The organism is Mesorhizobium erdmanii, assembly GCF_013170725.1.
Taxonomy (GTDB): domain Bacteria; phylum Pseudomonadota; class Alphaproteobacteria; order Rhizobiales; family Rhizobiaceae; genus Mesorhizobium; species Mesorhizobium erdmanii.
On sequence record NZ_CP033361.1, the window covers coordinates 1,307,086 to 1,326,729 of the forward strand.

General features: G+C 62.7%; 22 protein-coding genes, 1 other RNA gene and 1 pseudogene. 11 read left to right on the plus strand and 13 right to left on the minus strand.

Annotated features, from left to right (window positions below; translation table 11 throughout):
- Window positions 1-76: 76 nt before the first annotated feature.
- A complete protein-coding gene (locus tag EB233_RS06225; protein WP_064991262.1) occupies window positions 77-916 on the minus strand; it encodes an AAA family ATPase in 840 nt (279 codons plus the stop codon).
- A 146-nt stretch (window positions 917-1,062) separates the two neighbouring features.
- Here EB233_RS06225 and EB233_RS06230 point away from each other — a divergent pair, with 146 nt between their 5' ends.
- From EB233_RS06230 to EB233_RS06250, 5 genes are all read left to right on the plus strand, one after another.
- Window positions 1,063-1,488: a DUF4345 domain-containing protein gene (locus EB233_RS06230; RefSeq protein WP_064991186.1), complete on the plus strand. Its 426-nt coding sequence runs from the start codon at window positions 1,063-1,065 to the stop codon at window positions 1,486-1,488.
- Between the two features lie 25 nt (window positions 1,489-1,513).
- Window positions 1,514-1,669, plus strand: a non-coding RNA gene (gene ssrS / locus EB233_RS06235) — 6S RNA.
- Between the two features lie 97 nt (window positions 1,670-1,766).
- A complete protein-coding gene (locus EB233_RS06240) occupies window positions 1,767-2,354 on the plus strand; it encodes a 5-formyltetrahydrofolate cyclo-ligase (RefSeq protein ID WP_064991187.1) in 588 nt (195 codons plus the stop codon).
- A 64-nt stretch (window positions 2,355-2,418) separates the two neighbouring features.
- Complete coding sequence (locus EB233_RS06245; protein ID WP_064991188.1) at window positions 2,419-3,243, plus strand: TIGR00282 family metallophosphoesterase; 825 nt, start codon at window positions 2,419-2,421, stop codon at window positions 3,241-3,243.
- A 70-nt stretch (window positions 3,244-3,313) separates the two neighbouring features.
- Window positions 3,314-4,081: a TerC family protein gene (locus tag EB233_RS06250; RefSeq protein ID WP_064991189.1), complete on the plus strand. Its 768-nt coding sequence runs from the start codon at window positions 3,314-3,316 to the stop codon at window positions 4,079-4,081.
- Window positions 4,082-4,105: 24 nt separating this feature from the next.
- On the opposite strand, the gene EB233_RS06255 is transcribed toward EB233_RS06250, so the two are convergent.
- The 3 genes from EB233_RS06255 to EB233_RS06265 are packed head-to-tail and all read right to left on the minus strand — an operon-like array spanning window position 4,106 to window position 5,421.
- Window positions 4,106-4,468 (minus strand): VOC family protein, encoded by a 363-nt coding sequence (locus tag EB233_RS06255; RefSeq protein WP_064991190.1) that lies wholly within the window; start codon window positions 4,466-4,468, stop codon window positions 4,106-4,108.
- 60 nt (window positions 4,469-4,528) lie between these two features.
- A complete protein-coding gene (locus EB233_RS06260; protein WP_064991191.1) occupies window positions 4,529-4,921 on the minus strand; it encodes a VOC family protein in 393 nt (130 codons plus the stop codon).
- Window positions 4,922-4,938: 17 nt separating this feature from the next.
- A complete protein-coding gene (locus EB233_RS06265) occupies window positions 4,939-5,421 on the minus strand; it encodes an SRPBCC domain-containing protein (protein ID WP_027053001.1) in 483 nt (160 codons plus the stop codon).
- A 51-nt stretch (window positions 5,422-5,472) separates the two neighbouring features.
- Here EB233_RS06265 and EB233_RS06270 point away from each other — a divergent pair, with 51 nt between their 5' ends.
- The 3 genes from EB233_RS06270 to EB233_RS06285 all read left to right on the plus strand — a co-directional run bounded on the left by EB233_RS06270 (window position 5,473) and on the right by EB233_RS06285 (window position 7,101).
- The gene (locus EB233_RS06270) at window positions 5,473-5,796 is read left to right on the plus strand and encodes an ArsR/SmtB family transcription factor (protein ID WP_064991192.1); all 324 of its coding nucleotides are present in this window, start codon (window positions 5,473-5,475) and stop codon (window positions 5,794-5,796) included.
- 204 nt (window positions 5,797-6,000) lie between these two features.
- Window positions 6,001-6,750 (plus strand): YebC/PmpR family DNA-binding transcriptional regulator, encoded by a 750-nt coding sequence (locus tag EB233_RS06275; protein WP_064991193.1) that lies wholly within the window; start codon window positions 6,001-6,003, stop codon window positions 6,748-6,750.
- Between the two features lie 39 nt (window positions 6,751-6,789).
- The gene (locus EB233_RS06285; protein WP_064991194.1) at window positions 6,790-7,101 is read left to right on the plus strand and encodes an Rdx family protein; all 312 of its coding nucleotides are present in this window, start codon (window positions 6,790-6,792) and stop codon (window positions 7,099-7,101) included.
- 33 nt (window positions 7,102-7,134) lie between these two features.
- On the opposite strand, the gene EB233_RS06290 is transcribed toward EB233_RS06285, so the two are convergent.
- Both EB233_RS06290 and EB233_RS06295 read right to left on the minus strand, forming a co-directional pair.
- Window positions 7,135-7,614 (minus strand): anthrone oxygenase family protein, encoded by a 480-nt coding sequence (locus tag EB233_RS06290; protein ID WP_064991195.1) that lies wholly within the window; start codon window positions 7,612-7,614, stop codon window positions 7,135-7,137.
- Between the two features lies 1 nt (window position 7,615).
- Window positions 7,616-8,442, minus strand: a pseudogene (locus EB233_RS06295) (NAD(P)H-binding protein).
- Window positions 8,443-8,566: 124 nt separating this feature from the next.
- On the opposite strand from EB233_RS06295, the gene EB233_RS06300 reads away from it, so the two are divergent.
- The gene (locus tag EB233_RS06300) at window positions 8,567-9,196 is read left to right on the plus strand and encodes a TetR/AcrR family transcriptional regulator (protein ID WP_064991263.1); all 630 of its coding nucleotides are present in this window, start codon (window positions 8,567-8,569) and stop codon (window positions 9,194-9,196) included.
- A 123-nt stretch (window positions 9,197-9,319) separates the two neighbouring features.
- Here EB233_RS06300 and rpmE read toward each other — a convergent pair whose 3' ends face one another.
- Window positions 9,320-9,541, minus strand: a complete 222-nt coding sequence (gene rpmE / locus EB233_RS06305; protein ID WP_010912060.1) for a 50S ribosomal protein L31 — start codon at window positions 9,539-9,541, stop codon at window positions 9,320-9,322.
- A gap of 204 nt (window positions 9,542-9,745) precedes the next feature.
- Between rpmE and EB233_RS06310 the strand changes: the two genes are divergently transcribed.
- Window positions 9,746-11,545: an ABC transporter transmembrane domain-containing protein gene (locus EB233_RS06310; RefSeq protein ID WP_064991196.1), complete on the plus strand. Its 1,800-nt coding sequence runs from the start codon at window positions 9,746-9,748 to the stop codon at window positions 11,543-11,545.
- A gap of 64 nt (window positions 11,546-11,609) precedes the next feature.
- Here the strand turns inward: EB233_RS06310 and EB233_RS06315 are convergent, their stop codons facing one another.
- Together EB233_RS06315 and EB233_RS06320 are read right to left on the minus strand one after the other, a co-directional pair.
- Entirely contained in the window at window positions 11,610-13,580 is a 1,971-nt protein-coding gene (locus tag EB233_RS06315; protein WP_171892212.1) for a DUF3857 domain-containing protein, read from the minus strand.
- 181 nt (window positions 13,581-13,761) lie between these two features.
- Entirely contained in the window at window positions 13,762-15,246 is a 1,485-nt protein-coding gene (locus EB233_RS06320) for a carboxypeptidase M32 (RefSeq protein ID WP_064991198.1), read from the minus strand.
- A 265-nt stretch (window positions 15,247-15,511) separates the two neighbouring features.
- On the opposite strand from EB233_RS06320, the gene EB233_RS06325 reads away from it, so the two are divergent.
- The gene (locus EB233_RS06325) at window positions 15,512-15,865 is read left to right on the plus strand and encodes a DUF1304 domain-containing protein (protein WP_064991264.1); all 354 of its coding nucleotides are present in this window, start codon (window positions 15,512-15,514) and stop codon (window positions 15,863-15,865) included.
- A gap of 102 nt (window positions 15,866-15,967) precedes the next feature.
- Here the strand turns inward: EB233_RS06325 and EB233_RS06330 are convergent, their stop codons facing one another.
- From EB233_RS06330 to trhA, 4 genes are all read right to left on the minus strand, one after another.
- On the minus strand, window positions 15,968-16,393 hold the full coding sequence (locus tag EB233_RS06330; RefSeq protein ID WP_064991199.1) for a hypothetical protein: 426 nt from the start codon (window positions 16,391-16,393) through the stop codon (window positions 15,968-15,970).
- A gap of 249 nt (window positions 16,394-16,642) precedes the next feature.
- A complete protein-coding gene (locus EB233_RS06335) occupies window positions 16,643-17,674 on the minus strand; it encodes a peptidoglycan -binding protein (RefSeq protein WP_064991200.1) in 1,032 nt (343 codons plus the stop codon).
- A gap of 1 nt (window position 17,675) precedes the next feature.
- Window positions 17,676-18,701 carry a MotA/TolQ/ExbB proton channel family protein gene (locus tag EB233_RS06340; RefSeq protein WP_027055532.1) on the minus strand — a complete coding sequence of 342 codons (1,026 nt, stop codon included), beginning with the start codon at window positions 18,699-18,701 and terminating at the stop codon, window positions 17,676-17,678.
- Between the two features lie 200 nt (window positions 18,702-18,901).
- On the minus strand, window positions 18,902-19,588 hold the full coding sequence (gene trhA, locus EB233_RS06345) for a PAQR family membrane homeostasis protein TrhA (RefSeq protein WP_064991201.1): 687 nt from the start codon (window positions 19,586-19,588) through the stop codon (window positions 18,902-18,904).
- Window positions 19,589-19,644: the final 56 nt, after the last annotated feature.

The window sequence follows — 19,644 nt, forward strand, 5'->3', positions numbered from 1 at the left end:
GTTCTGGGCAGAAGCTGCCTTTCCGGCCGACCGGCAGCAACGGTCCACAGCCGAGGAAAGCGCTACGGCTGCCTGCCTATTGCTGCCTTCTGGCTATGAAGGCCAGCCGCTCGAACAAATGCACGTCCTGTTCGTTCTTCAGCAGCGCGCCATGCAGCTTGGGCAGCGCGTTCTTGGGGTCGGCGCGCAAATCCTCGGGCGCGATGTCGTCGGCGACCAGCAGGCGGATCCAGTCGAGCGCTTCGGAAGTCGATGGCTTCTTCTTCAGGCCCGGCACGTCGCGGATTTCGTAGAATTGGGTAAGGGCCGCCCGCACCAAATTCTGTTTGATGCCGGGATAGTGCACATCGACGATCCTGTGCAGCGTGTCGACGTCGGGAAAGCGGATGTAGTGGAAGAAGCAGCGGCGCAGGAAGGCGTCAGGCAGTTCCTTCTCGTTGTTGGAGGTGATGATGACAATGGGCCTGATAGCGGCGCGGATGGTCTCGCCGGTCTCGTAGACGAAGAACTCCATCCGATCGAGTTCCTGCAGCAGGTCGTTGGGGAATTCGATGTCGGCCTTGTCGATCTCGTCGATCAAAAGCACGACCTTCTTGCCGGCCGCGAACGCCTCCCAGAGCTTGCCGCGCTTGATGTAGTTCTTGATGTCGTTGAACCTGATATCGCCGAGCTGGCTGTCGCGCAGCCGCGAGACGGCATCATACTCGTAAAGACCCTGCTGTGCCCGCGTCGTCGATTTGACGTGCCATTCGATCAGGTCGAGGCCGAGCGCCGATGCAACCTGGCGGGCAAGCTCGGTCTTGCCGGTGCCGGGCTCGCCCTTGACCAGCAAGGGCCGCTCCAGCGCGATCGCCGCGTTGACCGCCACCATCAGATCCTTGTCGGCGACATAGGCCGCCGTGCCTTCGAAACGCATTTCTTTTCCTTCGCTGTTCATCGCGACCGTAAGGATGAGGTCTAGCCTGTGCAAGGGTGCGCCGGCTGCGACGAATGGGCTTGAAACCCGTGTCGGCGGCATCCGTTTCTATCGCAAGGCCGCTCGGCGGGCCGAAGGGTGGCAATATGAATGAACGGACATCCGGCAAGACGGTCCTGCAGACCGTCGTCGCCGTGCTGGCGGCAACGCCGGTGCTGGCAGGCATTGCGGGCGTCGTCTCCGGCCCGGAATTCCTCCATGTCGCAGCTCCGTGGCCCGTCGATCTCGACAGCCACTTGCGCTTCCTGTCGGGGTTTTTCCTGGCCGTCGGCCTCGCTTGGTACAGTTGCATTCCAGGCATAGAGGCAAAGACGGAGCGGTTCAGATTGCTTGCGGCCTGCACCTTCTGTGGCGGTCTGGCACGGCTCTTCTCGCTGCTGACGGCCGGCGAACCATCGGCGGGCCACATCGCCGGACTGTGCGGCGAGTTGCTGGTCGTGCCGGCATTGGTCTGGTGGCAGACGCGCGTCGCGAATAAAGCCGTGCTCCATGCTCGTCTCTCTGGCGCTTGATCGACCGGCGGCCTATATTGGTTGAGACGGTCTGCGCTTCCCGGCAGGAGACACTTTTCCCCGGGGCCTTAACGATCCTTAGGGAGCTGTCCCTGGGAAGACCCGTGGGTTTTCTCACACGGCGCCCACCTACTTTGTAGGCACCCGGGATCGACCTCTCCACCGGTTGTGTGGATCGTCACTGATTGCTCCCGCATTCACGCATTTCGGTGGATGGTGCGGTAGAAAACGTCGCTTCTGAAACCCCATCCGTATCCGACCTTTTCTATCGTCCTGATATGACATCCTCAAAAGTTTTGAAAAAGCAGCTTCGCTTGGAGGCACTCGGGCGCCGCGATGCACTCGATGAGTTCTGGCGAGTCGAAGCGGCACTCGAAATGGCCGAGACGGCGCGCGATCATCTCGCGATCGAGCCCGGCCAGATCGTATCGGGCTTCTGGCCGATGCGTTCGGAAGTCGACGTGCGGCCGCTGATGTTTGCCTTGCGTGAAAAGGGCGCCAGGCTTTGCCTGCCGGCCATTCTCGACAAGACCACGATCGTCTTTCGCGAACTGGTGCGCGGCGCGCCGTTGGTGGATATGGGCTTTGGCACGGTCGGGCCGCATGCGGAGGCCGAGGTACTCGACCCCGCGGTCATGCTGGTGCCGCTCGCCGCCTTCGACAGCCGCGGCCACCGCATCGGCTATGGCGCGGGCTATTACGATCGCGCCATCGCGAAGCTCGTCGACAAGGGGCATGCGCCCCGGCTGGTCGGCATCGCCTTCGATTGCCAGGAGGTTCCTCGGGTTCCGGAAGAACCCCACGACGTGGTCCTCCCGGAAATACTGACAGAGAGCGGGTTGCGCCGCTTCGCGCCAGAATTGTAGATAGTTCTTTGGGACGCATGATCTTTAACCGAAAAGTCATGCAGCTTTTCGGGATCGGGCGTAGATGAGACTTCTTTTCCTCGGTGACATGGTTGGAAAAACAGGACGCACGGCGGTGTGGGAACAACTGCCTGGGCTGATCTCCGACTTCAAACTCGACTTCGTCATCGTCAATGGCGAGAACGCCGCCGGCGGCTTCGGCATTACCGAAGAGATTTTTCGCGAGACGATCGCCGCCGGCGCCGATGTCGTCACCACCGGCAACCATGTTTGGGACCAGCGCGACGCGCTCGCCTTCGCGCCGCGCGAACAGCGTTTCCTGCGTCCCTCCAATTTCCCCAAGGGCACGCCCGGGCGCGGCTCGGGCGTCTACATCGCCAGGAGCGGCGCGCGCGTGCTGGTCGCCAACATCATGGGCCGGGTGTTCATGCATCCCGAACTCGACGATCCATTCCAGGCCGGCGAGCGCGAGCTTGCCGCCTGCCCGCTCGGCGAGCAGGCCGATGCGGTGGTCATCGACTTCCACGCCGAGGCGACCTCGGAAAAGATTTGCTTCGCCCATTTCGTCGATGGCCGTGCCAGCCTCGTCGTCGGCACCCACACCCACCAGCCGACCGCCGACCACCAGATCCTCAATGGCGGTACCGGCTATCTGTCGGATGCCGGCATGTGCGGCGATTACGATTCCTCGCTGGGCATGGACAAGGAGGAGCCTCTCAACCGGTTCCTGTCGAAAGTGCCGAAAGGGCGCTTCGAGGCGGCGACCGGACCGGCGACATTGTGCGGCGTCGGCGTCAATATTTCCGACCGTACCGGACTGACCGAGAAGATCGCGCCGTTTCGTCGCGGGCCAAGATTGGAAGAAACGGCTCCGTCCTTCTGGTCATGACATTGATATGTAGTGATGTAGTACCTAACTGGCGACGAAACTGCTCTAGATCGTAGAGGGGACGACCTCCATGCAGCTCGTTGAATTTTTGGCGCCACATTTTCAATTCGTATCTGATCCAACCGCGTGGGTCGCGTTGCTGACGCTGGTGGTGCTTGAGATCGTGCTCGGCATCGACAATCTGATCTTCATCTCGATCCTGACCAACAAGCTGCCGGAAGCGCAACGCGCCCGCGCCCGCCGGCTCGGCATCTCGGCGGCGCTGGTCATGCGGCTGGTGCTTCTGGCCACCATCTCGATCATCGTCCAGTTGACGACGCCGGTGTTCACCGCCTTCGGCCATGGCTTCTCCTGGCGCGACCTGATCCTGATCGCCGGCGGCCTGTTCCTGGTCTGGAAGGCGACCAAGGAAATTCATCACACGGTCGATCCGGTCGATCATCAGGACACGATGCTGGGCGGAACGCTGCAGATCAGCCTTGCCGGCGCGATCTTCCAGATTCTGCTGCTCGACCTCGTCTTCTCCATCGATTCCATCATCACCGCCGTCGGCATGACCGACGAGATCGCCATCATGTACATCGCCGTGATCGTGGCCGTCACCGTGATGATGCTGGCGGCCGGGCCGCTGGCCAACTTCATCGCCAAGAACCCAAGCATCGTCATGCTGGCACTGGGCTTCCTACTGATGATCGGCATGACGCTGATCGCCGACGGCATGGGCTACCACGTGCCCAAGGGCTACATCTATGCGGCGATGGGGTTCTCGGCGCTGGTCGAGGGGCTCAACATGCTGGCGCGGCGACGCAAGAGGGCAGGATCAGACGGCGGGCATTGAGGCTAGCTCGCCGGGGCTCTACGCTCACCAGGCGTCGGGTTCGCGCAGCATGTGAACGATGCCGGCGGGATTGGTGATCCAGCCACCTCGAAAGTTTTCGCCCAATGGCTCGATGGCATCGCACCGCACCACACCGGCCTCGGCGAAATGCGTGGCGGTTTTGGAAAAATCGTCGGTAAACAGTTCCAACCAGACCTCGGCCTGGCTCAGCATCGGCGCCTCATCGATCCACAAGCGGTTGGGGCCGAGTTCGAAGCCGATTGCCGGCGCCTTGGCCGTGAACGGCTTCAGGCCGACGACGTCGCGATAGAATGCAATCGTCGCCTGATACTGGTGTGGCGGCACCTTCATGGCGATGTTGATGCCGCCGGTGATCGTTGCGGTCACTGCTGTCTCCTTGCGCTGCGATCAGATATTGGTGTTGTTGACCGTTCGGCCGACATCTCACTATGCCAGGTTGAGCTGCCAGGAGACTCCGAACCTGTCGTTTAGCCACGCGAAGCGGCGGCTGGAGCCGTAATTGTCGGGCGGCATCAGGAACCCGCCATCTTTTGCCAGCGTCTCGACAATGCGGTTGAGTTCCTCCTCGGAGGAACAGTCCACATACAGCGAGACCGACGGCGTGAACGTGAAGGCATGGTGTACGGGGCTGTTGTAGACCATGACTTCCAAGCCAGCGATGGAGACGTGCGCCAGCTTGACTGTTCCTTGCGGGCCGTCTTCGCCGGGGCCGTAACGCGTGACGTCAAGGACGCCGCTGTCGGGAATGGTCTCGCAATAGAGGGTCATTGCCTCCTCGGCCTTGCCCTCGAACATCAGGAATGGCGTCACTTTCTTCATCGCTTTACCTCCGTCACTCAGATGTTGGTCTCGTTGGCGGGTTCGCCCTTCATCTCGCTGCGGTAATAGCCGTCGCGCAGGTTGATGCCGTGTTCGACATAGGCCTTCATGCAGGTCAGCATCTGCGACCAGCCCTCGCAATTGAGGTAGGATTTCTTCAAGCCGACCGCGCCTTCCCGCCATCCGCTCTCGGCTATGGTGACGAATGTGCCGCCATCGTCCAGCGGTTCGAAGTTCATCTCGATGCGGGTCTTGTAGGCCGGCCTGCCGTCGGCATCGGTGGCATCCCAGCGCAGCACGATGCGACTGTCCTTGATCACTTCGTCGACCTCGACCGGCACTTTGCCCCACCAGACGACGCCAACACCTGATACCAGCGGCGCGCTGGCACCGCCGATGGTGGTGAAATAGCCGCTGAGCTTCTTTGGATTGACGACGGCATCGAAGACTTCGGCGACCGGCCTGCCGATGCGTCCGGAAACCCTGAATCCGAGGGACATATCCACAGCTCCTTCCTTGATCGATCGAACAATATGTTATAGAAATATAACATGTCAAGCCAGTCGCAAGACGACAATGTTTTCAAGGCGCTGGCGCATCCGCGCCGGCGCGAAATGCTCGATCAGCTGAAGGACGAGCCGAAGACCACCGGCATGCTGTGCGATGCCTTTCCCGACATCGATCGCTGCACCGTCATGTTGCATCTCAAGGTGCTGGAGGAAGCGGATCTGATCGTGGCGCGCCGTGATGGGCGCGAACGCTGGAACCATCTCAATTCCCTGCCGATCAAGCAGATCCACGACCGCTGGATCAGCCAATATGCCAGCCATGCGCTCAACATCATCGACCGGCTGAAGTCGGACCTCGAGGCGTAGACCCCGCCGCCGGTTACGCCACGAACGTTGCGCGGCTGGACGAATTGAGCCGATTTATCTATAAGCCGGCCATTCCGACAGAGAACGCCGTGCTTCCGCGAGTTGCACCCGGACGCTCTGAAAATTTTGAATTCGGGCATTTTGCAAAAGGCGAGGTGATGCATCTCGTTGCGGAATGCTCTAGCCGAACACGACAGGGGTGCCATGGCTGGCCATTCACAGTTCAAGAACATCATGCACCGCAAGGGCCGCCAGGATGCGGTGCGGTCGAAAATGTTTTCCAAGCTGGCGCGCGAGATCACCGTCGCCGCCAAGAGCGGCACGCCCGATCCGTCGATGAACCCACGCCTGCGGCTGGCGATCCAGAACGCCAAGGCTGTGTCGATGCCGAAGGACAATATCCAGCGTGCCATCAACAAGGCATCGATGGGCGACGCCGAGAACTACGAGGCCGTGCGTTATGAAGGCTACGGCCCGGGCGGCGTCGCCGTCATAGTTGAAGCCCTGACCGACAACCGCAACCGCTCGGCGTCGAATGTGCGCGCCGCCTTCACCAAGGCCGGCGGGGCGATGGGCGAAACCGGCTCGGTGTCCTTCATGTGGGATCGCGCCGGCGAGATCTACTATCCGGCATCGGCCGGCAGTGCCGACAAGGTCATGGATGCGGCGATCGAAGCCGGCGCCGACGATGTCGAAACCGACGGGGAAGGCCACACCATCTATTGTGCCTTCGAGAATGTCGGCGAGGTATCGAAGGCGCTCGAGGCCTCGCTCGGCGAAGCCGAATCGGTGAAGCTTATCTGGAAGCCGCAGAACACGGTTCCGGTCGATGAAGAACGGGCGCAGTCGCTGATGAAGCTGGTCGCCACGCTCGAGGACGACGACGACGTGCAAAGCGTCTACGCCAACTTCGAAGTCGATGAGGCGACACTGGCCAAGCTCAGTGCGGCATGAGCGAAGTTCAGCCCGAGACATAAGCGAGTTTGGTCCTACATGAGCGGCAAGCCACTGCCCGTCATCCGCATCACCTATTGCACGCAGTGCCAGTGGCTGCTGCGTGCCGGGTGGATGGCGCAGGAGCTGCTCTCCACCTTCGCCACCGATCTCGGCGAGGTGACGCTCGTGCCCGGCACCGGCGGCATCTTCACCATCTCCTGCAACGACGTGCTGGTCTGGGACCGCAAGCGCGACGGTGGTTTTCCTGAAGCTGCCAAGCTCAAGCAGCTGGTGCGCGACGTGATCGACCCGGATCGCGATCTCGGTCATTCCGATCGCAAGGGCCACACGCAGAAAGACCCTGCCTGAGGCGAGGTCTTTGCATTTGCGAAGGGCTATTTTTCAGAGCAATGCGAGGATGAAGCAGGCCATCGCCACGATGGCGGTGATGGTGCGGACGTGATTCCACATCACCCATTGGCTCAGATGGTTCGCCCACACGGCGGCGCCTTCGGCGCTGGCCGGGTCGACGACGGCCAGCGCATCGTTGAGCGGCACGTTGAAGACCATGGTCACGATCGGGTTGCCGATCAGGTAGATCACCGCGCCGGCCAGCAGCCAGTACGAGCCGGACTGGCTCCAGCCGATGATGGCGGCGGCGATGAGCACCAGACAGAGCAGGCCGGTGCCGAACAGCGCCGTCATGAAGGTCGGCGTGATCACCGTGATGTTGATCGAATTCATCGCGGCGATGCCGCCTGGGACGGGCAGCCTGGCAAGCGCCGGCATGACAAAGTTGGAAAAGGCGAAGAACACGCCGCCGACGACGCCGGAGCCGATCGCGGCGATGAAGATCAAGGTGGGGAGCAGTTTGGTGAACATGTCAGTTGCTCCAGATCCGGGCAGCGGCGGTTTCGGTTGCGTAGGTCGAGAAGTCCTTCGGCGCACGGCCAAGCAGGCGCTGGACGCCGTCGGCGAGGCTTTCGTTGCGGCCGTCGAGAACCTGGGTGAACAGCTCGTTGAGCAGCCAGGCGAATTCAGGCGGCAGGTCATGCGACGCGACGGCGGCCGTGAACTCGTCGTGCGAAATTCGGACGAAGCCGATGTCTCGTCCTGTCGCCCTGGCAATTTCGCCGACCGCGTCGGCGAAGCTCAACAGCCGCGGTCCGGTGGCTCATAGAGCTGGCCGACATGGCCGGGCTGGGTCAGCACAGCTTCGGCGGCGTCTGCGATGTCGTCGACATCGACAAAGGGTTCACCGACAGGCCCGACCGGAAGCGCCACCTCGCCAGCCAGCAGCGGCTCGACGAGAAAGCCTTCGCTGAAATTCTGCGAGAACCAGGCGCAACGCAGGACCGTCCAGTCGGCCCCGGAAGCTTTCAGCATCTCTTCGGCGCGCTGCGCCTCGTGCTCGCCGCGGCCCGACAAGAGCACCAGCCGCCGGACGCCATGCCGCACGGCAAGGCGAGCAAAGGCATCGATCACTTCGGCGGCGCCCGGCACCGCGATGTCGGGATAGTAGCTGATGTAGACCGCGCTGACGTTCTCGAGTGCAGGAGCCCAGCTTGCGGGAGCGTCCCAGTCGAAACGCGGCGTGCCGGAACGGGAGCCGATCCGTACCGGAATGCCGCGCGCCGTCAGCCGCTCAGCAAGACGGCGACCGGTCTTGCCGGTGCCGCCGAGGATCAGGATTGGTTTGGTGTCGGTCATGGTTATCTCCCTCTGTATTAAAATATGAGTAATCCTCATATTTGCAAAACGTGATAAACCCTCGTATTTTGTGAGTCAAGCCACTCCCCGGCGAGTTTGCCGAATGCGTTTGTTGGAGACATTCATGGAAGGCACCCCGGCCAACGAGCAGATGGCCTCGCCGCGACGGGCGCCAATTCAGCAGCGCAGCCGCGAGCGGGTGGAGCGCATGCTGGCGGCAGCCTCAGCGCTGATCGCCGAGCAAGGCAGCGACGCCATGCGCATGGGCGAGGTCGCGGAACGGGCAGGGGTGTCGATCGGCTCGCTCTATCAGTTCTTCCCCGACAAGCGGGCGATCGTCTGGGCGTTGGCCGAGCGCTACACCGCCGAAAGCCAGGCCTGCATCTCGGCCGAGCTCAAGGATGTCCACGACGTGGAAGGCCTGCGGCGGGCTTTTTCGGAGTTGGTCGACATCTATTATGGCCTGTTTCTGGCCGAGCCGGTGATGCGCGACATCTGGTCGGGCACGCAGGCCGACAAGGCGTTGCGCCAGCTCGAACTCGCCGACAGCCGGGCCAATGCCGAATTTCTCGTGGCAGTGCTGAAGCGACTGCGTCCCGGTGCCGATCCCGTCTCTTTGGAGACAACGGCATTTCTGGTCTGGCAGATGGGCGAGGCCGCCGTGCGGCTGGCGATCTCCGTCGAGCGGCAGGAGGGCGACAGGCTGGTCGCCGCCTACAAACGCATGGCGCTGCGGGAGCTACTGGCTGAGTAAAATGTTCACCCTCTTCCCCACAAGGGGGCAGGAGGAGTGAGCGCTAGCCCGAGGTGATCTACGTCGGCAGCAACAAAAAACCCGCCACAAGGGCGGGTTTCCGATCTGCAGATATTGTTTGGCTTAGAGGCCGAACCCCTCAAAACGCTTCTTGAACTTCGACAGACGACCACCGCGGTCGAGCAGGGTCTGCTGGCCGCCGGTCCAGGCTGGGTGGGTGGTCGGGTCGATATCGAGGTTCATCGTATCGCCTTCCTTGCCCCAGGTCGAACGGGTCGTGTATTCGGTGCCGTCGGTCATGACGACCTTGATGGTGTGGTAGTCGGGGTGAATGGCGCTCTTCATGGCTCGGTTCCTGGCTTGCCGGCGCGGCTGACGGGCATAAGCCTGCGTCGATGCGCCTCTTTTTAAAACTCGAAGCCGCAGCTATTGAGGAGCCACGGCTTCTAAAACGGTCGGCGAGCCTATACATCAGGCGGAATTGAATCACAAGGCCGCGGCAAGCTCATATTGCGGCGCATGAGCTGAAGCGGCTAGAGGAACACCGAGATGGCGCAATCAAGCAGCGCAGACGAGCGCCGACGCTCGCTCAAGCCGCTCAGGCGCCTGTTTCCCTATATCACCCGATATCGCTCACTGGTCGTCGGCGCGCTCATCTCGTTGGCCATCGCGGCGGCAACGACATTGGCGCTGCCGCTGGCCGTGCGGCGCATGATCGACCATGGTTTTTCGTCGTCCAGCACCACCTTCATCGCCGAATATTTCGCGGCACTGGTGGCAATGGCCGCCGTGCTGGCGGCGGCATCGGCCGGCCGCTACTATTTCGTCATTACGCTGGGCGAGCGCGTCGTCGCCGATATCAGACGCGATGTCTTTGCCCATGTGACGACGCTGTCGCCTGCCTTTTTCGACACCGCGCAGTCGGGTGAGATCGTGTCGCGGCTCGCCGCCGATACCACGCAGGTCAAGTCGGCGGTCGGCGCCACCGCCTCGGTCGCGCTGCGCAACGTCATCCTCGGCCTCGGCGCTTTGGGAATGATGGTCGTCACCAGTCCGAAACTGTCCGGCCTGGTCATTGCGGCCATACCCGTCATCGTGCTGCCGCTCGTTGCCTTCGGCCGCTCGGTGCGGCGCAAGTCGAGGCAGGCGCAGGATACGCTGGCCGACGCCACGGCCTATGCCAGCGAACAGATCGGCGCTGTGCGCACGCTGCAGGCCTTCACCAACGAAAAACTGGTCACCGGACGGTTTTCGGGCGCGGTGGAGGCTGCTTTCGACGCGGCACGCGCCTCGATCTTCGCCCGCTCCTTCCTTACCTTCTTTGCCATCTTCACCATCTTCTCGTCCGTCGTGGCGGTGCTGTGGTTCGGCTCGCGCGACGTCCTCGACGGCGCGATATCGCCAGGCACGCTCGGCCAGTTCCTGCTCTATTCGGTGTTCGCCGCCGGCGCGCTCGGCGCGTTGTCGGAAGTCTGGGGCGAACTTGCACAGGCAGCGGGGGCGGCCGAACGGCTGACAGAGATCCTGGCGGAGAAGCCGGCGATCCAGGCGCCGGCCGATCCAAAGCCGCTACCGGCGGTCGCCAAGGGCGCCATCGTCTTCGACGACGTCTCCTTCTCCTATCCAGCGCGGCCCGACCGTGCCGCCGTCCACGGCCTGAGTTTTCAGGTCATGCCCGGCGAGACGGTGGCCATTGTCGGTCCCTCCGGCGCGGGCAAGAGCACGGTCTTTTCGCTGATCCTGCGCTTCTACGATCCCGAGACCGGCAAGATCGTGATCGATGGCGTCGATGTGCGCCAGGCCGATCCGGCTTCGGTGCGCGGGCGCATCGCCATCGTGCCGCAGGACGTCACCATCTTCGCGGCGAGCGCGCGCGACAATATCGGCTTCGGCCGGCCGGGCGCCGGCAATGCCGAGATCGAGGCGGCGGCGAAGGATGCCCTGGCCGACGAATTCATCCTCAAGCTCGAGACTGGCTATGACAGCCAGGTCGGCGAGCGCGGCGTGACACTGTCCGGCGGCCAGCGCCAACGCGTGGCGATCGCCCGCGCCATCCTGCGCGACGCGCCGATCCTGCTGCTCGACGAAGCGACCTCGGCGCTCGACGCCGAAAGCGAGACGCTGGTGCAGACGGCGCTGGAACGGCTTATGCAGGGCCGTACCACCATCGTCATCGCCCACCGGCTGGCAACGGTGCTGAAGGCCGACAGGATCCTGGTCATGGATGGCGGCCGCATCGTCGAGGAAGGCACGCATCAGAGCCTAGTCGCCAAGGGCGGCATTTATGCCAGGCTGGCCAAGCTGCAGTTCGAGACCGGCGCCAGCGCCTTCAGGGGCGCGGCGGAATAGGACAAAGGGCTTCTCGTCGGCGCAGATAGCCGTCTGGTTCGCAATACGGCTTCGTGCTGGCAACTTAGTTCGCCTCCGGCTCTGAATAGCTGAAATTGTAGCTCCAGGAGGCGTTGTCGCCCATCTTCCTGCGCGACCTCAGATACGAACCGATATCCTTGGCGGGAACGCGCTCGTTGATCGTCTTGAGAAACCAGTCGACCTGGAACTCGGTCGGCGTGCTCGACCAGCGCGCCTTGAAGGCGACATAGGGCGTGATGACGTCGTCGGATTTCTCCGGGCCGACAAATTCCGCCTTCAGGTTACGGACGATGCACTGATGGCGCTTGAACATCGGGCTGCCGAGCCAGACCGGCCCAGCCCTGCCGACCATGTCCGGCTCCGGCAAATTGCTGATGCCGACATCCGCCTTCAGCGGAAAGTTCTTGATGAGATCATCCGCGTCGAGATCATCGGCCGGCAGCTCGTAGGATTCGACCGTGCTGACGACGTTGCCGTCGCGATCGTCATGCGTCGACAACGGCTCCAGGCTTGTCATCCCCGGATACTGCCGGTTGTAATATTGCAGATAGTCGTCGGCGAGCTTGGTGGCCGATTGCGAAACCAGCCTGTAGCGCATCGAGTCGGCATCGGCGTCCCGATAGGTCGTGCTGACCGTCAGCTTGAGCGCCTCACCCTTGAGCTTCGGAAAGTCGAACGCCTCGCTGACGAAGGTGGTCGGCTGAAAAAGCTCCTTGCGCTCAATCTTCTCCATCCGCGCTTTGCCTGCGACAATCGGCAAGGCAAAGCCATAGTCGGGCGGAACGAGGTTTTCGGCTCTGCCGCCTTGCAGATAGTTGGTCGCGTCGATCCAGTAGATCTGGCTTTTGATGGTTGCCTTGACGATGACGTGGTCGAAGGCGCGGATCGTCGGCAGCATGTCGCCAAGCGCCAGTCCGTCATCAAGATCCGTCAGGGCCGGATCGGCCTCGACGCCGAGCCGGCGCAAGCTGGAGGCAAGAAGCAGGGCCTTGTCCTTGCAGTCGCCGAAGCCGGAGGCGATCACCGTGCCTGGGCTGCGCGGAATATAGGAGCCGCGGCCCATCGACAGGCTGACATAGCGGATGGTGTCCTGGACCAGCCGCATTGCCTCGATCATCCGGTCCTCAGGGCTGGCATATCTGGCGGCGATGTCATCGAGCTTCGACTGGAACGCGGCCGGCAATTCCTGGTCGAGCCGATAGTAAGGCAACATCGCGTCGACGACGTCCTGCCATTTGGCTGTCGAGGAAATCTGGATCGTCGGATAGGTCAGGAAATCCGCCGGCAGGTTCTCCTCGGGCTTGACCGGGGCAGGGTTGATGCTTTGCCAAGTATAAGTCTTCGACGCGCCGTCGGTTTTGATATCCGGCTGGATGTCGGTGCGGACCTGGTGGATGTTCAAGGGCTGATTTGCCGGCCAGATCACCTTCTCGCGGATCAGCGCGACGGGTTCGCCCCATGCCATGGCGACCGAGTGGAAGAACAGATCCGCGCCGACGATCGGTGTCCTGACGGTGGTCCGGCCATAGTCGATGATGTCGCCGACACGGACATCGTCGACATTCACATAGGCCGTGAGCCAGCCGTCGAACAGGCCTTTCTCGGCATCCTTCTCGCGCCGGAACACATCGAAAGTCGCTCCGGGCAGCCGGTCGATGACCACGCCGTCGCGGATGATGTTCAGCCAGTTCATCGTGATTTGCGACGTCGCCGGGTCGAATTCGAAATTTATGACGGCGCCGCGTTCGAGCCCGGTGCGGTCGACTATTCTGTAGGCATAACGGTCGAAGGCCTCGATGCCGCCGGGCCGCTGGCGGATCTGATATTCCGAGACAAGGTTCGAGATGCCGCTCTTGATCCGGCTGTCGAGACGCGGGTCCGCCTTCGGAAGCTCGATTCGGTCGATCCAGGCCCCTGGGCTGCCCTTGTGGATTTCGGCGTCGGCCAAGGCCGGGGCGCAGAAAACCGTAAAGGCAATCAAGACGAAAAGCCGTGAGATCGCAGAAGATGTCACCGGAAGCACCCGCCCTTGTGATCCGCACGTCTTTCAACATACCGTCGGATGCTACCAGTGATAGAAAAGTAAAGGCGATCCTGCAATACGCCGGAACTCGGTCGTCGCCAGGCGATGACGTCTTATAGTCTTCTTGTCGTGGCTGTCGCTTACTGAAATCGGGTTGGCACGATGGCCGATCTCATCCGCCGTAGCGCTGCTTCAGGTGATTGACGAAATGCACGGCGTTGAGCTTTTCGCCGGTGGCGCGTTCGAGCAGGTCCGGCGTCGACCAGCGCGACCCCTGCGACCATATCTTTCTGCGGCGCCAGTCGTTGATGGCAGCGAAATTCCCTTTTGCCAGATCGTCATCGGCCGACGGATGCTCCCGCGTCAACGCGGCCCATTGTTGCGCCGCCATCATCGCGCCCAGCGTGTAGGAGGGGAAGTAGCCGAATGCTGCGCCCGGCCAGTGCACGTCCTGCATTGGTCCGTCGGCCGGGTTGTCGATGGTGGAGAGGCCGAGATAGTCGCGCATCTTGGCATCCCAGGCCTCGGGCAACTCGGCGACCTCCAGCCTGCCCGAAACCAGTTCCTGCTCCAGCTCGTAGCGCAGGACGACATGCAGCGGATAGGTCACCTCGTCGGCGTCGACGCGGATCAGGCCGCGCTCGACGCGATGCACATGCGGCAGGAGATCGTCGAGCGACCAGGCCTCGCCGAGATGCTTTTCCACCACCGGCAGCGCCCAGCGCCAGAAGGCGGGGTTGCGGCCGACCTGCTTTTCGACGAACAGGCTCTGGCTTTCATGCACGGCCATGCCGCGCGCCTTGCCAAGCGGCCAGTGCGACCATGCCTTCGGCAGGTTCTGTTCATACAGCGCATGGCCGGTCTCGTGCAGCACGCCCATCAGCGCCGACAGGAAATCCGATGTCTTGTAGCGGGTGGTGATGCGGACGTCGCTGGGCACGCCGCCGCAGAAGGGATGATGCGACACCGACAGCGAGCCGTGGGTCAGGTCGAAACCGACCGACGCCATCATGGCCAGGCCGAGTTCGCGCTGCTTGTCGATCGCATAGGTGCCCGAAAGCGGCCTCAGTGGATGCTTGCGCAGCCGCGCTTCCTGGATCGCCAGCGCCTCCGGCACGAATCCTTTGAGGAAGGCCTTCAGGTCGGCGAAGACGGGGGTGATGTCCGCGGTACGGTTGCCGGGGTCGAATTGCTCCATCAGCGCGTCATAGGGCGCGAGGCCCAGCACGGCGGAGCGCAGAGCCGCCTCCTCGCGCACCAGCGCCACCACGCCTTCGAGCGCCGGCTGGAAACCCGCCCAATCGTTCTTGGCGCGCAGATCGCGCCACAGTTGTTCGCAACGCATGCGCGCCGTCGTCTGGCGTTCGACGAATTCGACCGGCAGGCAGGTCAGGTTGGTGTACTGCCGGCGCAGTTCGGCCAGAGCCGCGCGTTGCTCGTCGTCGAGTGCCTCGCCTTCGGCGGCGGCGATCCAGTCGGCGATTTCCGGCGCGGTCGCCCTGGCGTGGTACATGCCGGCCAGTGCCGCCATCGCCTCGGCACGCTTTTCGCCACCGCCGACGGCCATATGCGTCGCTTCATCGGCACCGAGAATGGCCAGCGCATGCTCAAGCGCTTCGAGCTTGTGGCCGAGATCGTCGAGTTTCTGAAAGGACATGGCGGCTTCCGTGATTGAGGACGGCGCGAAAAGACACCAACGCAAAAGCGTTGGCAACCCTCAGAGCGGTTCGCCGTTTCACGGAAACGGCGGACTGCTCCAGCTCTCCCTTTGACGCAACTCTCCAGGAAAGCACTACGCGCTTTTCCCGGGAAAGCCGCTTCACACTTTTCCTGGAATTGCGCTGGATGCCGTCCGGCAGATGCGCCTTGCGCAGGCAATGCAGCGCATGAAATGCTGCCGGCAACGCAACGGGGAGAGCAAAATGATCGGCAACATCCTGGTCGGGCTGGTGGCCTTGATCCATGTCTACATCGTCTATCTCGAGATGGTGCTTTGGGACACGCCGCGTGGGCACAAGGCATTCCGCTTGACGCCTGAATTCGCCAGGGCGTCGAAGGTGCTCGCCGCCAATCAGGGCCTCTACAACGGATTCCTCGCCGCCGGCCTGATCTGGGGACTTTACCTTGGCGGCGCCGGTTTTCAGGTCAAGGTCTTCTTCCTGCTGTGCGTGGCGATTGCCGGCCTCTACGGCGCGGCGACGGTCGGCCGCAAAATCCTGTTCATCCAGACCGTGCCGGCGGTGGTCGCCCTGATCGCGGTCTGGCTCGGCTGGTAGGCAGGCTTGGGCTGGCGAGGAAAAAGGACGCCCGCGGGATTGGGGTCCCGAAGGCGCCAGGTGTTCCCTTCCTCCTCCTTGAGCTTGCCAGAGGGGATGGCCTCAGCCGTTCGGATAGTTTCCGCCGTCGGACCCGTCACCCATCATGAAACCGCTGCCGGTATCGATCCTCAGCCGCTGGTCGACGCGGTCGAGATGACGCATCAGGTCATGATACTGCGCGGCCGGTATCCTGCCGTGATCCGACGCGGCAATCTTCTCGGCGGCCTGGCTGATCTGGTTGGTGCGCATTTCCAGACGTTGCGCCACGGCGGGGGTGATGTTGTTGGCCTGTCGTGCGTCGACGATGCCCTGGCGGACGCCTTGAGCCTGTTCGATGAGGGCCTCGACACGCGGGCCCGTCAGGTCGGTCGGATCGGTGGCGTCGAGGGCGCCCTTGTGATGGCCCGCGGCATAGGCGCCGGCAAGCGGGGCGACAATGACAATTGCGGCAAGCGTTGCAGTCTTGAGAGATGCTGATGTGCGCATGGGGCGCTTCCTCCTGCTAGGAAGGGAGCGGCCACGCCGCCTCGCCTTCCTGCCGTGTTGGGTCGTCCAGTTCCGTCGCGTCGCGATGGGAGGCATCGCCGGCGGTTCTCGGCCCTGCGCGGCAAGCTAGGAGCGGTTCGGCGTGAAGTGTAATTAAAAAAAGATAATCTTTTCAGGCCTTGCCGACCCCGGTCTGCGCCCTAGAGTTGAGCCGACAAACAACTTCGCGTGAAATGACGTGATGATGGATCAACGTTCGGTGAGCTTCAGTTCAATACGCCGGTTCTTGTTGCGCGCCTCGTCGGTATCGGCGGGGTCGAGCGGCTGGAACTCGCCGAAGCCGGCAGCCACCAGCCGGTTGGCAGGCACGCCGTTCTCGATCAGGAACTTGACCACCGACGTCGAACGCGCCGTCGACAGTTCCCAATTGTCGCGGTAGCGGCCGTTGCCGGAGAGCGGCTTGTTATCAGTATGGCCGTCGACGCGCAGTACCCAGTTGATCTCGGGAGGTATTTCCTTCTGCAACTCGATAATGGCATCGGCCAGCTTCTTCATCTCGACCTTGCCGGCGTCGTTGATCACCTCCGAGCCGGTCGGGAACAGCACTTCCGACTGGAAGACGAAGCGGTCGCCGACAATGCGGATGTTCTCGCGGTCGGCGAGGATCTCACGCAAACGTCCGAAGAAGTCGGAGCGGTAGCGGTTCAATTCCTGTACGCGCTGCGCCAGAGCGACGTTCAGGCGGCGGCCGAGATCGGCGATCTTGGTGTTGGAATCGCGGTCGCGGGTCTCGGAGACGTTAAGCGCATCCTCGAGCGCGCCGATCTGTTTGCGGAGCGCGGCGATCTGCTGGTTGAGGATCTCGACCTGGCTCAGCGCCTGCTGGCTGATCTGGCGCTGGCTGTCGAGTTCGCCGCCCAGTTCCGCGGCGCGCTGGTTGGCGGCGGCGCCGGCGCCGGCGCCTTGCGCCAGCAATTGTTCGAGCCTGCTCTTCTCCGCCTCGGCCGCCGACAGCGACGCCTGCAGGTTGGCAAGCGAATCATCCTTGTCCTGGGCCGTCGAGCGCTCCAGTGCCAGCAACTGGGTCAGTTCATTGATCTGCGAGTTGAGGCGCGACAGCGCCGTATCCTTGCCCGAGATTTCGCGGCCGAGCAGGAACTGCGCCAGCACGAAGACGGTGAGCAGGAACATGATGGCGAGCAGCAGCGTCGACAAAGCGTCGACAAAGCCCGGCCAGTAGTCGATGCGGCGATCCGTACGCCGGCCCCTGGCAAGCGCCATGTCAGTGCACCCCAGGCTTCTTCAGGGCTTCGGCGATCTTTTCCAGCGTATTGCGCATCGCCTTCTGCTCGTCGGACTGGGCCTCGACCCAATCGCGCATGATCTGCTGTTCTGAGCGCATGTTCTTGACCAGGCCGGAAATGCCGTCGGCGAGATTGGCCATGGCGGTGGCGACGCGCGGATTGGAGCCGCCGCCATTCTCCTGCATGCTGCGCAGCCGCTCCGACAGCAGACGGATTTCGTCGGATGGTTCGGTCTTGGCCGGATCGGAGACGACGATGTCGGAGGAGAGATCGGTGACCGATGAGAGCCAGTTTTCGAGCTCGGTGTAGAACCGCGTCTGGGCGCGTCCCGCCTGCAGGTCGAGGAAGCCGAGCACAAGCGAGCCCGAGAGGCCGAACAGCGAGGACGAGAAGGCCGTGCCCATGCCGGCCAGCGGTGCCGACAGGCCCTGCTTCAGCGAATCGAGCACCGCCGCGGCGTCACCCGTGCCGGGGTCGAGCGATTCGATAGTCTCGCGGATCGAGCCGATCGTGTTCAGCAGGCCCCAGAAGGTGCCGAGCAGGCCGAGGAACACCAAGAGGCCGACCAGATAGCGCGAGGTGTCGCGGCTTTCGTCGAGACGCGTGGCGATGGAATCGAGCATGGTGCGCATCGAACTGGTCGAAAAGGCCGTCGCCGAGGAGCGGCCGATCATCGCCTTCATCGGTGCCAGCAGCACCGGTTCTGTCGTCTCCGAGCCGGCACGGAAGGAGTTGACCCAGCGCACCTCGCGGAACAGCCGCCCGACCTGAGCGAAGGCGAGCAGGATACCGACCGCGAGCACGCCGACGATCAGGCCGTTGAGCCCGGGATTGGTGACGAAAGCCGTCGAGATCTGGCGGGTCAGGATGGCGGCTATGAAGGCGACGATGGCCAGGAAGATGACCATTGTCAGCAGGAAGACCTGCGGACTTGACAGTTTGTGCGGATCGTAGATGAGGACGTCGGAGCGCCTGCCCATGCCGAAGGATCTGAGAAAAGCCATCCGTGCCCCGTTTCCGATGCTCTATCTGCCTTGACGCAATTCCGAACGGGAAACCGCTCACACTTTCCGTGGAATTACTCCAGCGCCGCCGATCACGTAGTTCGCGACTCTAAACGGAATTGTGACCAAATTGAATGGTGCTTGGCAATATTGCCGCAGGGCCGGTGTGCCGCCAGTCTGCTCGGCGATCGAAACCGAAGTCAGAGCCGGTTAATGACCAGACAGTCGACCATGGCCGCCAGATGCAGGCCAGCGCCGGTGACGACGAAGCCGTGCCACAGCGCGTTATGGAAACGCAGTCCCTTCCAGGCGAAGAAAATGACACCACAGGAATAGACGACGCCGCCGGCGACAATGAGCACGATCGATGTCGTCGGCAGGGTCTCGACGAGCGGCTTGACCAGGACGATGCCGCTCCAGCCGATGGCGAGATAGAAGACAATCGCCAGCCGGTCGAAGCGGCCGGGGAAAATCACCTTGATGGCGATGCCCGCCGCGGCCGCGATCCAGACCAGCACGATCATCCAGCGGGCCAGCGGCGAAGCGCCGAGTTGGGCCAGAAAAGGCGTGTAGGTGGCGGCGATCAGCAGATAGATCGCGGCGTGATCGAAGCGCCGCAGCACCCATTTCACCGGTGAGGAGACGGGCCACAGATTGTAGGTCAGCGAAACCGAGAGCACGGTGAGCAGCGAAACGACGTAGAAGGCGGCGGCGATGTATTCGCCCGGACCGACACGAAACGCCGCGAGCGCCAGCAGCGCCGAACCGGCCGCGATTGCCAGCGCGATGCCGAACGCATGGACGATGCCGTCGGCGATCATCTCCGCGCGGGAGTAGTGCCAGCGCCCTGTGAACGGAATGTCGAGTTGCGGGGGTGTGTTGGCCATCCGGAGTCCTGCGTCACCCCTGAATTGGGTAATCGCCGCACAGTATTTCAAGCTTA